The 19,903-nt window shown below is 69.7% G+C and carries 17 protein-coding genes; 16 read left to right on the top strand and 1 reads right to left on the bottom strand.

Features of this window, described 5'->3' with window-relative positions; genetic code table 11:
- Positions 1-11: 11 nt before the first annotated feature.
- From BAY61_RS16180 to BAY61_RS16150, 7 genes are read left to right on the top strand one after another with little or no spacing between them, the layout of a single operon-like run.
- Entirely contained in the window at positions 12-2,192 is a 2,181-nt protein-coding gene (locus BAY61_RS16180) for an acyl-CoA dehydrogenase family protein (RefSeq protein ID WP_091804689.1), read from the top strand.
- Positions 2,193-2,220: 28 nt separating this feature from the next.
- Complete coding sequence (locus tag BAY61_RS16175; protein ID WP_091805268.1) at positions 2,221-3,414, top strand: acyl-CoA dehydrogenase family protein; 1,194 nt, start codon at positions 2,221-2,223, stop codon at positions 3,412-3,414.
- Position 3,415: 1 nt separating this feature from the next.
- Complete coding sequence (locus BAY61_RS16170) at positions 3,416-4,549, top strand: acyl-CoA dehydrogenase family protein (protein WP_091804686.1); 1,134 nt, start codon at positions 3,416-3,418, stop codon at positions 4,547-4,549.
- Positions 4,550-4,598: 49 nt separating this feature from the next.
- Positions 4,599-5,732 carry a steroid 3-ketoacyl-CoA thiolase gene (locus tag BAY61_RS16165; protein WP_091804684.1) on the top strand — a complete coding sequence of 378 codons (1,134 nt, stop codon included), beginning with the start codon at positions 4,599-4,601 and terminating at the stop codon, positions 5,730-5,732.
- 4 nt (positions 5,733-5,736) lie between these two features.
- Entirely contained in the window at positions 5,737-6,561 is an 825-nt protein-coding gene (locus tag BAY61_RS16160; RefSeq protein ID WP_091804680.1) for an SDR family NAD(P)-dependent oxidoreductase, read from the top strand.
- Between the two features lie 21 nt (positions 6,562-6,582).
- Complete coding sequence (gene casG, locus BAY61_RS16155) at positions 6,583-8,211, top strand: steroid-24-oyl-CoA synthetase (protein ID WP_091804678.1); 1,629 nt, start codon at positions 6,583-6,585, stop codon at positions 8,209-8,211.
- Positions 8,208-9,719, top strand: a complete 1,512-nt coding sequence (locus BAY61_RS16150; RefSeq protein ID WP_211323577.1) for an acyl-CoA carboxylase subunit beta — start codon at positions 8,208-8,210, stop codon at positions 9,717-9,719. The genes casG and BAY61_RS16150 overlap by 4 nt, the downstream gene beginning before the upstream one ends.
- Here BAY61_RS16150 and BAY61_RS16145 read toward each other — a convergent pair.
- Entirely contained in the window at positions 9,716-10,588 is an 873-nt protein-coding gene (locus tag BAY61_RS16145; RefSeq protein ID WP_211323576.1) for an IclR family transcriptional regulator, read from the bottom strand. The two genes, BAY61_RS16150 and BAY61_RS16145, sit on opposite strands and share 4 nt — an antisense overlap.
- A 141-nt stretch (positions 10,589-10,729) precedes the next feature.
- Here BAY61_RS16145 and BAY61_RS16140 point away from each other — a divergent pair, with 141 nt between their 5' ends.
- Genes BAY61_RS16140 through BAY61_RS16100 form a run of 9 tightly spaced genes read left to right on the top strand, consistent with a single transcriptional unit; the run spans position 10,730 to position 19,888 of the window.
- On the top strand, positions 10,730-11,890 hold the full coding sequence (locus tag BAY61_RS16140; RefSeq protein ID WP_091804675.1) for an acyl-CoA dehydrogenase family protein: 1,161 nt from the start codon (positions 10,730-10,732) through the stop codon (positions 11,888-11,890).
- Positions 11,891-11,900: 10 nt separating this feature from the next.
- Positions 11,901-13,052, top strand: coding sequence for an acyl-CoA dehydrogenase family protein (locus BAY61_RS16135; protein WP_211323575.1), 1,152 nt, complete (start codon positions 11,901-11,903; stop codon positions 13,050-13,052).
- Positions 13,045-14,244, top strand: a complete 1,200-nt coding sequence (locus BAY61_RS16130; protein WP_170140197.1) for a CaiB/BaiF CoA transferase family protein — start codon at positions 13,045-13,047, stop codon at positions 14,242-14,244. The genes BAY61_RS16135 and BAY61_RS16130 overlap by 8 nt, the downstream gene beginning before the upstream one ends.
- Positions 14,241-15,536 (top strand): CaiB/BaiF CoA transferase family protein, encoded by a 1,296-nt coding sequence (locus tag BAY61_RS16125; RefSeq protein ID WP_091804665.1) that lies wholly within the window; start codon positions 14,241-14,243, stop codon positions 15,534-15,536. Before BAY61_RS16130 ends, BAY61_RS16125 begins: the two co-directional genes overlap by 4 nt.
- A 12-nt stretch (positions 15,537-15,548) precedes the next feature.
- Positions 15,549-16,049, top strand: a complete 501-nt coding sequence (locus tag BAY61_RS16120) for a MaoC family dehydratase (protein WP_091804662.1) — start codon at positions 15,549-15,551, stop codon at positions 16,047-16,049.
- Positions 16,050-16,079: 30 nt separating this feature from the next.
- Positions 16,080-16,520: a MaoC family dehydratase gene (locus BAY61_RS16115; protein WP_091804660.1), complete on the top strand. Its 441-nt coding sequence runs from the start codon at positions 16,080-16,082 to the stop codon at positions 16,518-16,520.
- A complete protein-coding gene (locus BAY61_RS16110; RefSeq protein WP_170140196.1) occupies positions 16,520-17,719 on the top strand; it encodes a thiolase family protein in 1,200 nt (399 codons plus the stop codon). The genes BAY61_RS16115 and BAY61_RS16110 overlap by 1 nt, the downstream gene beginning before the upstream one ends.
- A 1-nt stretch (position 17,720) precedes the next feature.
- Positions 17,721-18,164 (top strand): Zn-ribbon domain-containing OB-fold protein, encoded by a 444-nt coding sequence (locus tag BAY61_RS16105; protein ID WP_091804657.1) that lies wholly within the window; start codon positions 17,721-17,723, stop codon positions 18,162-18,164.
- Complete coding sequence (locus tag BAY61_RS16100; RefSeq protein ID WP_091804654.1) at positions 18,161-19,888, top strand: N-acyl-D-amino-acid deacylase family protein; 1,728 nt, start codon at positions 18,161-18,163, stop codon at positions 19,886-19,888. Before BAY61_RS16105 ends, BAY61_RS16100 begins: the two co-directional genes overlap by 4 nt.
- Positions 19,889-19,903: the final 15 nt, after the last annotated feature.

The following is a 19,903-nucleotide window of genomic DNA, read 5'->3' as shown; positions in this document are numbered from 1 at the left end:
AGGACGGACGGATGCCGCTCGCAGTGACCGATGATCAGCGTGCGCTGGCCGACGCCGCCGCCGCGTTCGCGACACGGGCCGCTCCCGTGTCCGCCACGAGAGCCGCCTTCGCCGCCTGCGCCAAGGGCGAGGCTCCCGCCGCGTGGCCGGAACTCGTGCGCCAGGGCCTGCACGCCGTGCACCTGCCGGAAGCGCTGGGCGGCGCGGGTGCCGGGCTCGCCGAGCTGGCCGTGGTGGCCGAGCAACTGGGCGGCGCGTTGTTTCCCGGCCCCTACCTGCCGACGGTGCTGACCAGCGCGGTGCTCGCCGGTGCGGACGGCGATCCCGGTGACGCGCTCGCCTCGCTCGCGGAGGGAGCGACCGGAGCGCTGGTCGTGGGCGAAGGACTCGTCGCGACGCCGGCCGGCGACGGTGGCTGGCTCGTCGACGGCCAGGCGGGCCCCGTCCTTGGCCTGCCCGGCGCCGAGATCGTGGTGGCCCGTGCCGCGATCCCCGCGCGGGGGAAGCCAGCAGAGCCAGCAGAGACACTGTGGTTCGTGGTGGCCGAAGGGGCTTCGGCAACGGTGACCGCCGCCGACGGCGTCGACCTCACCCGTGCTGTCGGAACACTGTCGCTGCACGAGCACAGGGTGCCCCCGGCGCGGGTCCTTCCTTCCGTGCCGGAGGACTACGTCCGCCTTGCCGGCACCGCGTTGCTCGCAGCCGAGGCGAGCGGCATCGCGGCCTGGTGTCTTCGCACCGCGGTCGAGTACGTCAAGACACGGATCCAGTTCGGCAAACCGGTCGGCGCTTTTCAAGCCGTGCAACACAAAGCGGCGATGATGCTCGTGGGAGCCGAACGCGCGAGCGCGTCGGCGTGGGACGCGGCGAGGGCCGCGAGCCAGCCGCCTGACCAGTGGCGGCTGGCGGCGGGGCAGGCGGCGCTCACCGCGTTACCGCTTGCCGTCGACCTCGCTCTCGACTGCGTCACGCTACTCGGCGGAATCGGCTTCACCTGGGAACACGACGTGCACCTCTACTGGCGCAGGGCGATCAGCATCGCCGCGCTGGCCGGAAGCGCGGGTGATTGGGAAACCGCGCTCGGTGAGGCCGCCCTCGCGGGCACGAGGGACTTCTCGGCGGTGACCGGCGGAGAATGTGCCGCGCTGCGCGCGGAGGTCGGCGCCGTACTCGACGAGGTCGCCGCCATGCCGGACGAGGCGGAGCGCAGGATCGCGCTCGCCGAGGCGGGACTGGTCGCGCCGCACTACCCGGTTCCCTACGGGCGAGCGGCGGGGGCGCGCGAACAGGCCGTCATCGCACAGGAGTTCGCCGCCCGGAACCTGGCCGCGCCCACGACGGTGATCGGCGAATGGGTGCTGCCGACGATTCTGGCCCACGGCGGGCACGAGCAGCAGGACCGGTTCGTGCGGCCGACCCTGCGTGGCGAACTGGTGTGGTGCCAGCTGTTCAGCGAACCAGGCGCGGGGTCCGACCTGGCGAGCCTGCGCACCCGCGCGAAACGCGTCGAGGGCGGCTGGTCGCTGAGCGGCCAGAAAGTGTGGAACTCGCTGGCACACAAGGCCGACTGGGGAGTGTGCCTCGCCAGGACCGACCCGGACGCAGCCAAACATCGTGGCCTGTCGTACTTCCTCGTCGACATGCGCTCGCCGGGAGTCGACGTGCGCCCGCTGCGGCAGGCGACGGGGGAGTCGGAGTTCAACGAGGTGTTCCTCGACGAGGTGTTCGTACCCGGCGACTGCCTCGTCGGCGACGAGGGAGCGGGCTGGACGCTCGCGGTGACCACGTTGTCCAACGAGCGGCTGAGCATGGGCTCCACCCTGCTCAATCACGGCTCGGCGGCCCGGTTCCGGGAGTTGCTGAACTCACCGGGCAGCAGGGCGGACGTCGTGCGCGCGCTGGGCAGGGCGAGCGCACGGGAGCTGTCGCTGTCGGCGCTCAACCTCAAGAGTGTGCTGGTGCGGCTCGCCGACGGCGAGCCAGGCCCGGAAGCCAGCGTGCTCAAGGTGTACAGCGCGATCGCGCAGCGAGAGGGATCGCGCGAGCTGCTGACGCTGCTCGGTCATTCCGGTGCGGTGGCGAGCGAACCCGTGATGGACCACATCGGACTTCCCGCCGTACTGCTCGGCGGCGGCACCATCGAGATCCAGTTGACCGTTCTGGCGACGCGAGTGCTCGGTCTGCCCAGATGAGCGAGGAGCGTGACGAGGCGTGACGACGATGCGGTTGGACCTTTCCTCCGAGGCGAAGGCGCTACGAAGGCAGTTGCGGGAGTACTTCGCCGCCATCATCTCGGAGCGGGACCGGCGCGATCTCGTCGACCAGACCGAGGGCGGCCCGACGTTCAGCAGGATCCTGCGCAGGATGGGCAAGGACGGCTGGCTCGGGCTCGGCTGGCCGGAGGAATACGGCGGAAGGGGTGAGGATCCCGAAGCGCTGTACGTTTTCTATGACGAGGTGATCAGGGCGAACGCGCCGCTGTCGCTGGTCACGCTCAACACCGTGGGGCCCGCGCTGATGAAGTACGGGACTGCCGAGCAGAAGGACTACTTCCTCCCGCGCATCCTCGCCGGTGACCTCATCTTCGCCATCGGCTACACCGAACCGGACGCGGGAACCGACCTCGCCTCGCTGCGCACCAGCGCGCGACTCGACGGCGACGAACTCGTCGTCAACGGCAACAAGATCTTCACAAGCGCCGGGATACACGCCGACTGGATCTGGCTCGCCGTGCGCACCGACCCCGAATCGCGCGGGCACCACGGCATCTCGGTGGTGCTTGTCCCCACGAGCGATCCGGGTTTCTCGGTCACCGAGATCAAGACGGTCGGCGGTATCAGCACCTCGGCCACCTACTACACCGACGTCCGCGTCCCGCTCGGCAACGTCGTCGGCGAACTCGGCGGCGGCTGGAAGCTGATGACGAGCCAGCTCAACCACGAGCGGGTCGCGCTCGCGGCGAGAGGCGGTATCGCAGGCGAACTGTTCGCCGAGGTGCTCGACTGGTCGAAAGCGCAGCCGCACGGTGAAGGCGTTCTGTTCGACGTGCCGTGGGTGCGCTCCACACTGGGCGAGGTGTACGCGCTGCTGAGTGCCATGGACGTGGTGAACCTGCGGCTTGTCGCCGACGTCGCGGCGGGAACGCTGGGCGGCGGTGATTCGGCAGCCGCGAAGGTCTTCGGGACCGAGGGCGTGGTCACCGCCTACTCGAAACTACAGGAAGTGGTTGGCGCACAAGGGCTGCTGCGACCGGGAAGCAAGGGCGCGGCCCTGCGCGGACGGCTGGAGAATCTCGGGCGCCGGGCACAGAACAACACCTTCGGCGGCGGCACCAACGAGGTGATGCGGGAGATCGTCGCCGCGAAGTGCCTCGGCATGACACTGGCCGCCCGCAGGGGAAACGGGAGGAAGTGACGTGCGGTTCGAACTGGACGAGGAACTGAGCGCGGTACGTGAACTGGCTGAGCGGATCTTCGCCGGCCAGTCGTCCGCCGAACGGGTTCGCGAGGTCGCCGACGACACGGGTTACGACGCGGCGCTGTGGCGCACGCTCGGTGAAGCGGGACTGACCGGCGTCGCCCTGCCTGAGCGTGACGGCGGTGCCGGGCTCGGGATGCTGGGCCTGGTGATCCTGCTCGAACAGCAGGGCCGAAGGCTCGGCCAGGTTCCGCTGTGCGCCGCGATCGCGACCGCGGCGTTACCGGTCGCCGAGTTCGGAACCGCCGGACAACGGGCGGCCTGGTTGCCGGGAATCGTCGCGGGGACGGCTCTGCTGACCGGCAGCGTCGAACCGGGCGTGACCGCGCGCCGCGAAGGGCCCGGCTGGGTACTGGACGGCGAACTGCCCTCGGTGCCCGCTGCCGGGGTCGCCGACGCGATCGTCCTCGCAGCGGACACGGGAGACAAGATCCGTGGCGTGTTCATCGTGCCCGCGACGCGCAGCGGGGTCGAACTGACCGCGGTGCGGCCGACCAGTCAGGAGAGTCACGCGGCCGTCAATCTCACCGGGGTGCGAATCGGCGAGCAAGAGCACCTGAGTGACCGCCGTGGCCGCGAGGTCGCCGACTGGATGACGGCCAGAACGCGCGTCGCGCTGGCCGCCGTGCAACTCGGGGTGTGCTCCGAAGCGCTGCGCCTTACTGCCGGCTACACCTCCCAGCGCGAACAGTTCGGCAGGCCGCTTTCCACCAACCAGGCCGTCGCCGTGCGGGCCGCCGACGCGTACCTGGACGTGCAGAGCATCCGGCTCACCACGCACAGGGCCGCGTGGCTGCTCGACACCGCGGATCAGGACGGCGCCGATGCGGCTGCCGCGGTACTCGTCGCCAAGTGGTGGGCATCGGAAGGGGGCCTGCGGGTGGTGCACACGAGCCAGCACCTGCACGGCGGCATCGGCGCCGACATCGACTACCCGGTGCACCGGTACTTCCTGTGGGGAAGGCAGATCGCGTTCACGCTGGGCGGCGCGAACGCGATAGCCGCCGAACTCGGTGATCTCCTCGGGACACCGCCGGTTTCACCTGCCGGGAACGCGGTCACGACGGGATGACCCGCTCACTTAGCGTCGGTGCCGGACGAGCCGAACGAGGAGGATTCGCATGCCGACCCCGGTGATCGTGGATGCCGCGAGAACCCCCTACGGGCGGCGGCGCGGTGCGTTGTCGGGCTGCCATCCGGTGACCCTGCTCGGTGGTGTGCAACGAGATCTGCTCACCAGGGCGGGTGTCGAACCCTCGCGGGTCGGCGAGGTGATCGGTGGCTGCGTCACGCAAGCGGGGGAACAAGCGGGCCACGTCGTGCGCACGGCGTGGCTGCACGCCGGACTCGGCGAGACGACCGGCGCGACCACGATCGACGCCCAGTGCGGTTCGGCGCAACAGTCGGTGCATCTCGTCGCGGCCCAGATCGCGGGCGGCACGATCGAGGTTGGGATGGCCTGCGGGGTCGAGGTGATGTCCCGCATTCCCTTGCAAGCCAACATCGGTGACGGCATCGGCCGTCCCCGGCCGGACGATTGGTCGCTCGACCTGCCCACCCAGTACGTCGCGGCCGACCGTATCGCCGCCCGGCGCGGGTTCACCAGGACCGACCTGGACGCGTTCGGACTGCGCTCGCAGCGCCGCGCCGCCACGGCGTGGGAGCTGGGAAGGCTGGAAGGGCAGATCCTGCCGGTCACCCTGCCTGACGGCACGGTCGTTGCCAGGGACGAAGGGCTGCGCGACACCAGCATGGAGGCGCTGGCCGGGCTGGCCCCGATCCTCGAAGGCGGTCTGCACACCGCCGGTACCGCCTCCCAGATCTCCGACGGCGCGAGCGCGGCGGTGCTGGTGGAGGAGCGCGTCGCGCGAGACCTCGGACTGCGGCCACGAGCCCGGATCCTGGCCCAGTGCCTGATCGGCGCGGAGATCCGCTACCTGCTCGACGGACCTGTCCAGGCGGCCCGGCGGCTGCTGGAGCGGACCGGGCTGAGTATCGGCGACGTGGACGTGTTCGAGGTCAACGAGGCGTTCGCGGCGGTGCCGATGTCGTTCGCGCGCGTCCACGAGGTTGACGAGAACCGGCTCAACGTCAACGGCGGAGCCATCGCGCTCGGCCATCCGGTCGGATCGAGCGGAATCAGATTGATCGCCACGGTCCTCGACGAACTCGAACGCACAGGGGGAAGCATCGGCATGGTCGCCGTCTGCGCGGGCGGAGCCATGGCGACCGGCATGCTCATCGAACGGATGTGACACCGTGGTCTTCGCGTTGACCGGGCTGGACGACAAGGTCGCCGTCGTCACGGGAGCGGGGCGGATGCGCTCCATCGGCAGGGCCGTCGCGCTCGCGCTCGCCAGGGCGGGCTGCGACATCGTGCTCACCGGAACGGGTCGCGATCCTTTCCGTTACCCGGGCGAGGAGCGGGAGGCCGGCTGGCGGGACATCGAATCGGTCGCCGCCGAGATCAGGTCGGCAGGCAGGCGCGCCGTGCCGGTGGTGTGCGACGTGTCCAGCGAATCCTCCGTCGACGCGCTGCTCGCCGAGACGCTGGCCGCGTTCGGGACGGTCGATGTCGTGGTGAACAACGCCGCCGCCGCGCGGGAAAGCGACCGCAAGCCGGTGATCGACGTCGACGCCGGGGTGTGGGACACCGTGCTTGCCACCAACCTGCGGGGAACGTTCCTGATGAGCAAGGCGTTCGGCAGGCGGCTCATCGCGCAGGGCAAGGGTGGTTGCGTCGTCAATATGTCCTCGATCGGCGGCAAGCTGGGCAGTCCCGGCAGCGCCGCGTACTCGGCGTCCAAGGCCGCCGTGCAGTCACTGACGGCCTCGACCGCGCGGGAATGGGGTCGCTACGGCATCAGGGTCAACGCCGTGTGCCCCGGCGTCACCGGAACGGGCCGCCTCGACGATCTCCCCGAAGACCACTGGAGGACCTATGTGGACACTCAGGTGCCGTTGCGGCGCGCGGGGAAACCCGAAGAGGTCGCCGACGCCGTCGTGTTCCTCGCCAGCGACCAGGCTTGCTGGGTGACCGGGCAGGCGTGGAACGTCGACGGAGGACAGTTGACCGTGCGCTGAGCGTGGAAGGGAGACGAACCGATGAGCACCCGTGAACAGGCGCTGGCGAAGCTCACCGCGCCGGGAGCGCCCTTCGAGATTCGCACGGAAGACGTGCGCGGTGAGGCGCTTCCCGTGTTCGCGGGCAGGCAGCGGTGTCTCGGCGAACTGCTGCGTGCCTCGACCGCGTTCGGCGAAGCCGACTACCTGGTCACGGAGCACGGCGGCATCAGCTTCGCCGAACACCATGCCGCCGTCGCCGCGCTGGCCACCGGGTTGCGCGAGGAGTACGGCGTCGGCAGAGGTGACCGGGTCGCGCTGTGCGCGGCCAACGGCCCGGAGTGGATCATCGCGTTCTGGGCCACCGTCGCGCTCGGCGCCGTCGCCGTCGGCATGAACTCCATGTGGGCCGGAGACGAGATCGGCTACGGGCTCTCGCTGACCAGGCCGGTCGTGCTCGTGGCCGACGAGCGCCGCGCCGCGCGCGGTGGCGCGTCCGGCATCCCGCTGCTCTCGGTGGAGCGGGACCTGCCCGCGCTCGTCGCGAAGTACCGGGGCGCGGGCTTGCCCTCGCTCACCGTCGACGAGGACGACCCGGCTGTCATCCTGTTCACCAGCGGCACGACCGGCAGGGCGAAAGGCGCGACCCACTCGCATCGCAACGTCATCGCCGCCTGCTGGTTCCACCTGCTCAACGACGCGATCGCGGCGGAACTCGGCCATCCGCAGGCCGGGCGCCGGTTCCTGCTCGCCACACCGCTGTTCCACATCGCCGCGCTGCACAACCTCGCCGTCGTCCGCCTGGCCGTCGGCGACACCGCCGTCATCCACCTCGGCAAGTTCGACATCGACAGGGTGGTCGCGCTGATCGAGCAGGAGCGGGTGACCAACTGGGGCGCGGTACCGACGATGGTGTCGCGGCTGGTGGAACGACTGGAGCAACCGGGAGGGGGAGGAAGGGACCTCAGTTCGCTGCGCACCATCTCGGTGGGCAGCGCGCCCTCTTCGCCCGCGCTCAAGCAACGCCTGCGAGCAGTGTTGCCCTCGGCTGGAAAGACGCTGGGCACGACATACGGGCTGACCGAGTCCTCCACGGCGGCCACCCTCGCCTCGGCCGCCGAACTCCGGGCGGACCCGGACACCGTCGGCAGACCCGTCCCCACCATGAGCGTGGAGATCAGGGGCACCGACGGCAGACCCGTCGCGGAGGGGACCGAGGGTGAGATCTGGCTGCGCGGCCCGCAGCTCATGCTCGGCTATTGGGGCGATCCGGAGGCGACCGAGGCGGCGAGCGCGCCGCACGGCTGGTTTCGCACCGGCGATCTCGGCACGATGTCCGGCGGGGCGTTGCGGGTGTCGAGCAGGCGCTCCGATCTGATCCTGCGCGGCGCGGAGAACGTGTACCCGGCGGAGGTGGAAACGCAGCTCGCCGCGCATCCCTCGGTGCGCGAGTGCATCGTGCTCGGCCTCGCCCATCCCGATCTCGGCCAGGAGGTCGGCGCGGTCGTGGTGCTGCGCGCCGAGGGCGAGGTGTCGGAAACCGAACTGCGCGAACACCTGCTGGCGAGGCTCGCCCGCTACAAGGTGCCCTCCCGGTGGCTGCTCACCACGCGTGAACTGCCGCGCAACGCGACCGGCAAGGTCGAAAGGGCGAAGGTGCGGCTGCCGTGACCGGATACCGCGAGGAATGGCTGCCGCTGCTCGACGAACTGGCCACCCGGCGGGCCGGTGCGAGAGCCATGGGCGGCGAGGCCAAGCTCGCCAGGGTGAAGGCGCGCGGCGGCCTGCCCGCGCGAGCCCGGGTCGAGGCACTGCTCGACGAGGGCAGCTTCGTCGAACTCGGCACCCTCGCCGGTGACGGCACCATCCCAGCCGACGCCTTCGTCGCCGGCTCCGGCACGGTCGACGGCAGGGGCGTGCTCGTCGGGGCAGAGGACTTCACCGTCGCGGGAGGCTCGATCGGTACGGCCGCCGCGTCCAAGCGCGCGAGGCTCGCGACGCTGGCGAGGCAAGAACGGCTGCCTCTGGTGCTGATGCTGGAGGGAGCGGGACACAGGGCAACCAACGCGCTCACCCCGCACCGCCCCGCGCCAGGCGACTTGCAGGCGCTGGTGGAGCTTTCCGGGCTCGTGCCGACGATCGCGGTGGTCACCGGTCCTTCGGCGGGTCACGGCGCGCTCACCGCGCCGCTCGCCGACTTCACGATCATGGTGGAGGGTCAGGCGTCGCTGTTCACCGCGGGTCCTCCGCTGGTGCTGGCCTCGGTGGGGGAGCGCGTCACCAAGGAGGAACTGGGTGGCACGACCGTGCACGCGGAGGGTTCCGGGCTCGCGCACCACGTCGCCGCGACCGTGCTCGAAGCGCTGGACACGGCACGGCGCTACCTGAGCTATCTGCCGTCCAGCGCGTGGCAGCGGCCGCCGGTGAACGCGGGAGAGGACGTGGAACCCCGGGCGGTGCCCGCACTCCTGGACATCGTTCCTCCCGACGCGCGCAGACCTTACGACATGCGCGCGGTCATCAAGGAGGTGTTCGACGCCGGTTCGGTGTGCGAGCCGCACGCCAGGTACGGAACCTCGCTGCTGACCGCTTTCGCCAGGCTCGGCGGAGTTCCGGTCGCGGTCGTGGCCAACCAGCCGGCCGTCCTCGCGGGGGCGATCGACGTCCGCGCGGCCGACAAGGCGGCCCGGTTCGTCGAGCGGACGACCGCGTTTCACCTTCCCCTCGTGCTGCTGGCCGACAATCCCGGGGTGCTCGCGGGCAGCGCGTCGGAAAAGGACGGCATCCTGCGGGCCGGTGCGCGGATGTTCGCGGCCCAGCATCGCGCCCACGTTCCGAAACTGCACGTCACCCTGCGCAAGGTGTTCGGATTCGGCTCGTCGGTGATGGGCATGAACGCCTACGACAACCAGACCGTCTCACTGGCTTTTCCCGGCGCGACGCTGGGGGCGATCCCGGCCGCCGTCGGCGGCGCGACGGCCAAGGCCGACCCCGGGACGAGAAAGGCGTTGCTCGAAGCCGAAAGCGCGGGCCCATGGCGGCTGGCCGGTTCGGTGACCTACGACGAGGTCATCGAACCGGGCGAACTGCGCACCGCGTTGCTGGACGGCCTGCGGCTCGCGGCGGCCCGGCGAGAAGGGCCCTTCGAACCGGTGTCGCGCACCGGCTACCTTCCCTAGCGCCCCGGTTTCGCGGTCCACAATGGAGCGTCTGGGCTCCGCTGGGCGGCGAAAGGCCGGGCAGTGGTATTCCCGCCCTGCCCGCGAGCCTTGCCGGGAAACATGGTGCGTGCGGTGCGACGGCTCGCGAACATGACCATCGGCGCGACGGTTTCGAACCGCAGGCCCTTGCCGGCCACCGAGATCGCTCCGACGGCCCCGTCGGGGCCGACGACCGGAGCGGCGACCGCGCTGATGCCGAGCGGGCAGCGCGAGGCAGGCGCGAAGGCCAGTCCGTGCCGTTGCCTGATCGCGCCGAGCTTGCGGTGCAGTTTCGCGAGGACGGCCGCTTCGCGGTAGCGCGAACCTGGTGAGATCGCCAGCAGGGTGTCGACCTGTTCCGGGACAAGGCAGGCCAGCATCGCCAGTCCGGTCACCGCCGCGTCAGCGGGAACGCGGGACCCGACCCCGGACGGCACCGAAGCCGCGGCCGCGCCACCGATCTTGTCGAGATAGTGGACGTTTGCGCCTTCCAGCACCGCGAGGTGCGCGACCGCTCCGGTCGCAAGATGCAGATCGTTGAGTGCCGTCGCCGCTGCTGCCCTTACGTCACCGTGGTCGTGACGCCGCGCGCCCAGCCCGTGCAGTCTGGTGCCCAGCCGGTATCCGCGATTGTCGTGCTCCAGCCATTGCAGGCCGACGAGCTGACTGAGGATCCGGAACGCGGTCGACCTCGGAAGGCCGGTGACCCTCGTGATGTCCTCCAGCAGTAAGCGCTCCGGTCCCATCATGAATACGTCGAGTATCTGGGTCACGCGTTCGATCACGCTGGGCCGCGCGGTCTTTTCGCCGACCTCGACCACGTCCGGATCACTGTGCATCGCTGTCATGGCGTGCTCCCGTTCGTCGCTCCCTCGGGCCAACCTAGCATTTGCTTGCCTTTCGTCACGATGGTTGACACCAAGCAATTGCTAGGTTTGACTCACTATGCCTAATCGGAATACTCCGGGTTTGCGGATCGAGGTGGCTTCGTGGACTTCGAGCTCGACGCCGAACAGCGTGCGTGGCGCGACGAGGTACGGGAATTCCTGCGGGACAACGTCACTGGCGCATTGCGTGCCGAACTCGCCGAACACGACCTCGACGTCGTGGACGGTGAGGTGGCCGATTTCCGGCGCAAGATCGGGGAAAAAGGCTGGTTCGGGCTGAACTGGCCCACCGAGTACGGCGGGCTCGGCCTTGGTCCCGTTCACCAGCACCTGCTGGTGAACGAGTTCGAATACTGGGGCGTGCCCGGTCCCGATCTGACGGTGACGTCGGTCGCGCCGATGATCATGCGACACGGAACTTCGCGCAACAAAGCGGAATTCCTTCCGCCGATCGCTCGCGGTGAGCTCGTCTGCGCGGTGGGCTATTCCGAGCCCGGCGCGGGAACCGACCTGGCGAGCCTGCGTACGAGCGCGGTACTCGACGGCGACGAGTGGGTCGTCAACGGCAGCAAGATCTGGAACAGCGGAGCACACAGGGCGACGCACGAATGGCTGTGCGTGCGCACCGACCCGTCCGAGTCAAGGCACAAGGGAATCTCGGTCATCATCGTTCCCGTCGACACACCGGGAGTGACGATCAGGCCACTCGTCGCCTGGTCGGGATACCGCACGAACGAGACGTTCTTCGACGACGTCCGCGTTCCGGCGACCAACCTCGTTGGCGAACAGGGAAAGGGCTGGCGCTACATCACCGGCGCGCTCGATCTCGAACGCGGCGCGCTCACCAACGCGGGCGATCTGCGCAGGGCCGTCGACGACCTGCTCGCGATCGCGCGGGAATCGGCATCGCCGCACCGACCGTCCGATGTGTACCGGCGGATAGCCGAGCTTGACGCCGACGTCGAGGTCGCGACGCTGATGGGATACGAGGCGGCGTCGCTGCTTGAGGAAGGCACGATCCCGACGGTCGAGGTCAGCGCCGAGAAGATCTTCACGAGCGAACTGCGGCAGCGCATCGCCACGGTCGCACTCGATCTGCTCGGGCCCACCGGTCTGCTCACCGGCGCGTCCGGCCCGCTTCACGGGAAGTTCGAGCGGTTGTACCGCTCGGCACCTCTGCTGAGATTCGGCGCCGGAACCAACGAGGTCCTGCGCGACGTGATCGCCCAGCGAGGACATGGCATGCCCGGCTACGGACGTTGAGGAGGAACCGGTGCGACTCGTCGCGAGCGAACAGGACAACGACCTGACCACGATGATGCGGAAACTGTTCGCAGCCGAATGCCCCACCGGTCTTGTGCGCGAACTCGGCAGTGAAGGGGCGAGCCGGTTTCCCGCACGGTTGTGGCAGGCGCTGACCGACGCCGGACTGTTCGGTCTCGCCTTCGCCGAGGAACACGGCGGAGCCGGTGGAACACTGCCTGAACTCGGCCTGTGCTTCCAGGAAGCGGGAAGGGCGCTGTGCCCGACGATCGTGACCAACACGGTGCTGTTCGGGCTGGGAGTGGACCGGCTCGGCGATGCCGGTCAGCGCTCCCGTCACCTCACCTCGCTCGCCGAGGGAAAGCTGCGGGCGACGACGGCACTGTGGGCAGCGGCCGACGCCGCCGTCCAGGCACCCGGCGTCCGCGCGGCCCGCGCGACCTCGTCCGGCGCGTGGACGGTCAACGGGACCTTGGACTGGGTTCCCGACACCGACCTCGCCGACGTCCTGCTCGTCGCGGCGACCGTGGACGCCGCTGCCGACCCCGGCGAACCACGCCGCACCGTCGCGCTCGTGGTCGACACCTCCGCCGACGGAGTCGGCATCGAAGCGCGCCCGACCAGGCACGGCGCGTGGCACCGCGTCGTGCTCAGCGACGTCGAGGTGGCCGCGATCGACGTCATGGCGGGAGAAGACGAGAACGGGCTGTCGGCGGAGAAACTGCGCGCGCTGGCCAACACGGCCGTCGCGCTGGGCTGCCTCGACCTCGTCGGCGGTGCCGAGGCCGTCCTCGCCGCCACCGTCGAGTACACGACGAGCCGCCACCAGTTCGGAAGGCCGATCGCGGGTTTCCAAGCAGCACAGCACATCGTGGCCGACATGCACATCGCGCTCGGCGCCGCGCGGCTCGCGGCAAGGAGCGCGGTGTTCTGGCTTGGCAAGGGCCGGTGCGCGACAAGGGAAACCGCGATAGCCAGGATGCACGCCGCCTCGGCGTGCAGGCGCGTCACCCTCGACGCACACCAGTTGCACGGTGGCATGGGCTACGTACTCGACACCGATCTGCACCTGTGGTCGGAGCGGGCGCGCTCGCTCGGCACCTTCGGCGGGACGGCCGACACCGCGGCAGGCTGGCTTCGCGAGGAGGTCGGCCTTGACTGAGCAGGTCCTTTCCGGCATCAGGGTGCTCGACCTCTCCCGCTGGGTCGCCGGTGAGTTCGCGAGCAAGCTCTTCGCCGACTTCGGCGCCGACGTGGTGAAGGTCGAACGACCAGGCGAGGGCAGCCTCACGAGAAAGTGGGGCCCGTTTCCCGGCGACCGGCCCGATCCTGAGCGCAGCGCGCTCTTCCTGCACCTCAACACGAACAAACGCTCCATCGCGATGGATCTGCGCACCGAGCACGACCTGCTGGCCGGGCTGGTCCGGTCGGCGCACGCGGTCGTCGAGTCGTTCCGGCCGGGAGGACTCGAACGACTCGGGATCGGCCCGGAGGTGCTGCGCTCGTGGAACCCGGCGCTCGTCGTCACCAGGATCAGCGCGTTCGGCCAGACCGGCCCTGACAGGGACAGGGAGGCCAGCGGGCTGGTTCTACAGGCGACCGGAGGGCCGATGAACGCCACCGGCCAAGCCGGTGAGGCACCATTGCGCAAACCCGGACTGCTTGAGCACTACACGGTCGGCAGGATGGCGGGAGAAGCGACGATGGCCGGCGTGCTGAGGGCGCGGCGAAGCGGACTCGGTGCCACGATCGACGTTTCGGGGCAGGAGGTCCTGCTCGCCGGAGCAGACCGCAGGGCGTCGTACCTGTTGTCGGCCGCCTACTCCGGCATGGTCGCGCCGAGAGGGGCGCGGAGCCCGCACCGGCACGGCGCGACGTTCACGGGCCCGTTCCGGACCCGCGACGGCTTCGTCATGGTGTACGTGACGAATCAGGCTTTCTGGAACCGGTTCGTCGACCTCGTCGGTGCCGACGATCCCGGCTTCCGCGACCGTTACCGGGACCGGCAGACCGTGCGTGGCGCCGACCGCGAGAACTTCCTCGACCATGTCGCCGGCTGGTTCGCCGTCCGCGACAAGGTTGCCGCGATGGAGGCCGCCGAAGCGGCGCGGATCCCGGTCACCGCCTACCTGTCGGTGTCGGAGGTGCTGGCGCACCCGCATTTCCGGGAACGGGGCGCTTTCGTCAGCGCGGACCATCCGCACGCGGGACCGCTCGACTACCCGGGGCCGCCGTGGCGCATGGAACGTGGCTACGCGCTGCGCTCCACCGCACCGGTACTCGACCAGCACGGCGAACGGATCAGGGCGGACTTCGGCGCTCCTGGGGATCGAAACGCCGAGGGAGTGGCATGACGCGACACTGCGACACCGACACCGTGCTGCCGCTGACCGGAATCCGCGTCATCGACCTCACCGTCGTGTGGTCGGGGCCCGGCGCGACCGTGCTGCTCGGCGACCTCGGCGCGGAAGTGATCAGGGTCGAGGGAAACGACCGGCTCAGCAGGCAGGTGTCGGCGAAGGTCACCAAGGAAACCATCGCCGCGACCGGCTACCACGGCGGAACCTACCCCGGCAAGGATCCCGGTGCCCGGCCCTACGACCGCTCGGCGGTGTTCAACTGGCACGCCCGCAACAAGCTCTCGGCGTGCATGAACCTGGACACCCCGGAAGGCCATCAGGCGTTACTGGAACTGGCCAACGTCAGCGACGTCCTCGTGGAGAACAACAGCAACGGTGTACTCGACAAGCTCGGCATCGGGCACGCGCGACTGAGGGAACGCAACCCCCGGCTGATCGTGGCGAGCATGCCGCCGCTCGGGTTCACCGGTCCGATGAGCGGCTACCTCGGCTACGGGCCGAACTTCAACTCGCTCGTCGGCATCGCGGCGATGGACGGGTACGAGGACCACGAACCCGACTCGGCAGGCGAGAACTACCACATGGACGAGGCAGCACCGGCCGGGCTCGCGTTCGCCGTCCTTGCCGCGCTGTGGGACAGGGAAAACACCGGAAGCGGCTGTGTCATCGAGTTCCCGCAGGCGGAGAACGTCATGGCCGAGATAGGCGAGTACTTCCTCGACGCGCAGGTCAACGGCAGGGACCCGGTCCCGCTCGGCAACACCGACCCGCACGTGGTGCAGGACGTGTTCCCGACCGCTGCCGACGAACGCTGGGTCGCGATCTCCGTGCGGGACGACCGGGACTGGTCCGCCCTGGCCCGAGCGCTCGCCTTGCCGGGACTCGCCGCGCTCGGCGCGACGGCGGAAGACCGCCGCGCGCGGTCGAAGCCGATCAGGCGGCGGATCGGCGAATGGTGCGCCGAACGGGAACCGGACGACATCGTCGGCCTGCTGCGACGGCACGGAGTCCCCGCCGCGGAGGTGCTGTCCGAACCGCGCGTGCTCACCGACCCGCACCTGGCCGAGCGAGGCTGGTTCCGGACCCGCGAGCATCCCAGCACCGGGACGCACGAGTACCCGGGACATCCGTGGCGCAGCGAGGATTTCGAACTGTGCCACGGCAGACCGCTTCCGGGATTCGGGCAGGACAACGAGTACGTCTACCGCGAGGTGCTCGGCTGGCCGGAAGACCGCTACGCCGACCAGGTCGCAAAAGGACTCATCACCGACCACCAGAAAGCATGAGAGGTGCCCGGCATGACCGGAGAATCGCTGATCCCTGCCGAGGCCGAGGCCACGGTCGGCACCGTGGCCGCCACGGCGACCGGTGAGGTACACCGCAGGGAATGGCAGCGCTGGGCCGCCGCCGTCGGCGACCACAATCCACTGTGGTTCGACCCTGACTACGCCCGCTCCCACGGCTACGCCGACATCGTGTGCCCGCCGTTGTTCCTGCAATGCGCCGCGCTCGGCGTCAGCACGCTCAGCGGTCTGCGCGAGGACGGCACGTCCGGCGCGGCAACGGGCAACCTGGCTTTTCCGGCCGCTCCGAAACGCATGGCAGGTGGCGAATCGACGACCTTCCACCTGCCCGCCTATCACCGGGACGAGATCACGATGGTGCGCACGACCGCCTCGATCGTCGAGAAGAACGGCCGCTCCGGCCGGTTCGTCCTGGTCACCTGGCACACCACCTACACGAACCAGCGGCTGGACCTGGTGGCCGAAGCCACCTCGTCGATGATCGCCCGCCCCTGAGAGCCGATCCGGCAGGGAAGGACAACGGCCATGGCCGAGCAGGTCTGTTTCGAGGACGTCGCGGTCGGTACCGCGCTCCCGTCGCTCGTGGTGACCCCCGACGAGACGCGGCTGTTCTTCTTCAGCGCGGCGACCTACAACGGTCATCGCATCCACTACGACAAGGAGTGGGCCCGCGATGTCGAGGGCTACGACGACGTGCTGGTGCACGGTCCGTTGCAGGCCGCGCTGCTGGCAAGAGCCATCACCGACTGGATAGGAGGGCATGGGCGGCTGGTCACCTTCTCGGTGCGCAACCGCGCCGTCGCCTTCCCCGGGCAGGAACTCACCTTCGGTGGAATGGTCACCGCGACCAAAGAGGACGGCGAGCGCGGGCTGGTCGATCTCGACGTCGAGGGCAGACGCGGCGAGCGGGTGCTGATGCCGGGGACGGCGACCGTCGCGCTGCCCCGCCGAGAGGGACGGTGCTGATGGGACTCAAGGGCGAGGCCGCGATCGTCGGCATCGCCGAACTTCCGGCCCAGCGCGCCAGGTCGACGCCGCCCGCGTTCACGCTCGACCAGTACGCCAAGCTCGCCGCGGTCGTCACCGCCGACGCCGGTCTCGACCCTCGTGCCGTGACCGGGCTGGTCACCCATGGCGTTCGCGAGTCGGCGATGTTCGCCCCCGCGACCCTCGCCGAGTACCTGGGTTTGCCACTGGACTTCGGCGAGCGGGTCGACCTCGGCGGAGCGACCGCGGCAGGCATGGTGTGGCGCGCGGCGGCCGCCGTCGAACTCGGGATCTGCGACGCGGTGCTCGCGGTCGTACCGGGATCGAGCGTACTGCCCGCATCGGAGCGCGCACCGGCAAGAGGACCGGGCTGGTACGGCGCGTCGAGCGGCGACTTCGGCTCACCGCAGGCCGAATTCGAGATCCCGTACGGCAACGTGGGACAGAACGCGCCGTACGCGCAGATCGCCAACCGATACGCCGCCGAATTCGGCTACGACCCGGTCGCGACGGCCAAGATCGCCGTCGATCAGCGCACCAACGCGGGTGCTCATCCCGGCGCGATCTTCCACGACATGCCGCTGACCGTCGAGGACGTACTCGCGAGCCCGGTCATCGCCGACCCGATCCGCAAGCTCGACATCGTGATGCCGGTACAGGGCGGGGCCGCCGTGCTGGTGGCCGGCAAGCGGCTCGCGGCAAAGGCACGGCACCGTCCGGTGTGGATCACCGGCTTCGGTGAGCACATCGCGTTCAAGACCCCCACCTACGCCGAAGATCTCGTGCACACCCCGATCGCCAGGGCAGCCGACACCGCGTTCGGCATGGCCGGTGTCTCCCGCGAGGACGTCGACGTCGCCTCGATCTACGACTGCTACACGATCACCGTCCTCATGAGCCTCGAAGACGCCGGGTTCTGCCGGAAAGGCACCGGCATGCGCTGGGTCCGCGAGCACGATCTGACCTTCCGTGGCGACTTTCCGCTCAACACGGCGGGAGGGCAGCTTTCCTTCGGACAGGCCGGAATGGCGGGCGGGATGCACCACGTGGTCGATGGGGCGAGGCAGCTCATGGGCAGGGCGCAACAGGCGCAGGTCGAGCGCTGCGACACCGCGTTCGTCACCGGCAACGGCGGAATCATGAGCGAGCAGGTCGCACTGCTGTTACAAGGAGGATGAGATGGGCGAGACGGGCACAGCCGCCGGATCGACGGTATCGAAACCGCTTCCCGAACCCACGCCCGTGTCGCGGCCGTTCTGGGACGCGCTGTCCGAACACCGCATTCTGGTGCAGTATTCGCCTTCGCTCGGCGGCTACGTCTTCTATCCCCGCACCCTCGCGCCCGGCACGCTCGCCGACGACCTGGAGTGGAGGCAGATCAGCGGCAGGGGAACGCTCTACACCTACACGGTCGCCGAACGCCCGACCGCACCGCCGTGGGCCGATGCCGTGCCGCAGTTTCCCGCCGTCGTCCAATGGGACGAGGGACCGCGCGTCAGCACGGAACTGGTCGGCGTGACCCGCTCCGGCATCACCGTCGGCATGCGGGTCGTGCCCGTGTTCGACACCGACGAGGCGACCGGAACCACGCTGCTGCGCTACCGGCCCGAGGAGGCGCGATGACCGCCTTCGACCTCGTCGTGCGCGGCGGGACTCTCGTCGACGGATCGGGCGCTCCTTCCCGGACAGCGGACGTCGCCGTGCGGGACGGAATCGTCATCGAGGTGGGAAGGGTGCCCGGCAAGGGCGAGCGCGAGATCGACGCCGACGGCGCGCTCGTTGTGCCCGGATTCGTCGACCTGCACACCCACTACGACGGGCAGGCTACGTGGGACAACCGGCTCCAGCCCTCGTCGTGGCACGGCGTGACGACCGTCGTCATGGGCAACTGCGGAGTCGGCTTCGCGCCCGCGCTGCCGAAGGACAGGGCGCGGCTGGTCGAGTTGATGGAAGGCGTGGAGGACATTCCCGGTGTCGCGCTGACCGAGGGGCTGAGCTGGGAATGGCGCGGCTTCGCCGACTACCTCGACGTACTGGCGGGCCGGAACTACGACCTCGACATCGCGGCACAGGTCCCGCACGCGGCGCTGCGCGTGCGGGTGATGGGTGAGCGAGCGGCCGCGCACGCGCGGGCGAACGCGAGCGAGATCGCCGAGATGGCCGCACTCGCCGCCGAGGCCGTCGAAGCCGGTGCACTCGGATTCAGCACCTCGCGCACGCTCAACCACAAGAGCGTATCGGGTGAACTGATCCCCTCCTACGCCGCGGGCGAGGACGAGCTGACCGCCATCGCCGCCGCCATCGGCGCGACGGGCAGGGGAGTGCTGCAACTCGTCACCGACTGGACGGACGAGACCATCGCGACCGACTTCGCGCTCATCGAGGCGATGGTCGCCGCGGCCGGGCGGCCGATGTCGTTCTCACTCGGCCAAAACCCCGCCAGCCCCGAGCGATTCCGTGCCGCGCTCGACTTCCTCACCGAGGTCAACGCCCGTGGGCACCGGCTGCGCGCGCAGGTCGCGGCTCGCGGCATCGGCGTACTGCTCGGGCTCGACTGCACGCTCAACCCGTTCACGGCCAACCCGGTGTGGCGGACGCTGGCCGGACTTCCGGTCGCCGAACAGGCGGCAAGAATGGCCGATCCGGCGGTGCGCGAGGCGATACTGGCCGAGGGAACGGGACCCGCGCGCAACCTCATCGGCGGCGCCTTCCTCGACAGGTACGAGCTGATGTTCGAGCTCGGTGACCCTCCCGACTACGAACCCGACCCCTCATCGGCGGTCGCGGCCAGAGCCGCCGCCACGGGTCGTACTCCACAGGAACTCGCCTACGACATCCTGCTGTCCGGCGAGGGAACGGGCATGCTGTACCTGCCCTTCAGCAACTACGTCGACGGCTCCCTCGACGGCGTCAGGGACATGCTCGCCCACGACTTCACCGTCCCCGGCCTTTCCGACGGAGGGGCGCATGTCGGCACCATCTGCGACGGCAGCTTCCCCACCACGCTGCTGCAACACTGGGTACGAGACCGTCAGGAAGGACGTCTGCCGCTGGAATTCGTGGTGGCCAGACAGTCGCGAGCCACGGCGGAGGCGGTCGGCCTGACCGACAGGGGACTGTTGCGGCAGGGATACAAGGCCGACCTCAACGTGATCGATCTGCCATCGCTTCGGTTGCACCGTCCCGAAATCAGGCACGACCTCCCCGCCGGAGGCCGAAGGTTCGTCCAGCGCGCCGAGGGCTACCTGCACACCGTCGTCAGCGGTGTTCCCACCTACACCGGAGGTGAGCCGACCGGCGAGCTGCCAGGCAGGCTCGTGCGCGGCGGTGACCTGATGGCGAGCTGACTCCCATTGGTCTGG

The sequence above is a fragment of the Prauserella marina genome, assembly GCF_002240355.1.
GTDB lineage: Bacteria > Actinomycetota > Actinomycetes > Mycobacteriales > Pseudonocardiaceae > Prauserella_A > Prauserella_A marina.
Note: the sequence above shows the minus strand (reverse complement) of the source record. Positions and strands in the feature narration are given on the sequence as shown.

Coding starts and splice junctions, on each gene's coding strand:
- BAY61_RS16100 (WP_091804654.1), top strand. CDS start 18,161: ATGACCGCCTTCGACCTCGTCGTGCGCGGCGGGACTCTCGTCGACGGA.
- BAY61_RS16145 (WP_211323576.1), bottom strand. CDS start 10,588: ATGACAGCGATGCACAGTGATCCGGACGTGGTCGAGGTCGGCGAAAAG.
- BAY61_RS16110 (WP_170140196.1), top strand. CDS start 16,520: ATGGGACTCAAGGGCGAGGCCGCGATCGTCGGCATCGCCGAACTTCCG.
- BAY61_RS16165 (WP_091804684.1), top strand. CDS start 4,599: ATGCCGACCCCGGTGATCGTGGATGCCGCGAGAACCCCCTACGGGCGG.
- BAY61_RS16120 (WP_091804662.1), top strand. CDS start 15,549: ATGACCGGAGAATCGCTGATCCCTGCCGAGGCCGAGGCCACGGTCGGC.
- BAY61_RS16125 (WP_091804665.1), top strand. CDS start 14,241: ATGACGCGACACTGCGACACCGACACCGTGCTGCCGCTGACCGGAATC.
- BAY61_RS16115 (WP_091804660.1), top strand. CDS start 16,080: ATGGCCGAGCAGGTCTGTTTCGAGGACGTCGCGGTCGGTACCGCGCTC.
- BAY61_RS16180 (WP_091804689.1), top strand. CDS start 12: ATGCCGCTCGCAGTGACCGATGATCAGCGTGCGCTGGCCGACGCCGCC.
- casG (WP_091804678.1), top strand. CDS start 6,583: ATGAGCACCCGTGAACAGGCGCTGGCGAAGCTCACCGCGCCGGGAGCG.
- BAY61_RS16105 (WP_091804657.1), top strand. CDS start 17,721: ATGGGCGAGACGGGCACAGCCGCCGGATCGACGGTATCGAAACCGCTT.
- BAY61_RS16175 (WP_091805268.1), top strand. CDS start 2,221: ATGCGGTTGGACCTTTCCTCCGAGGCGAAGGCGCTACGAAGGCAGTTG.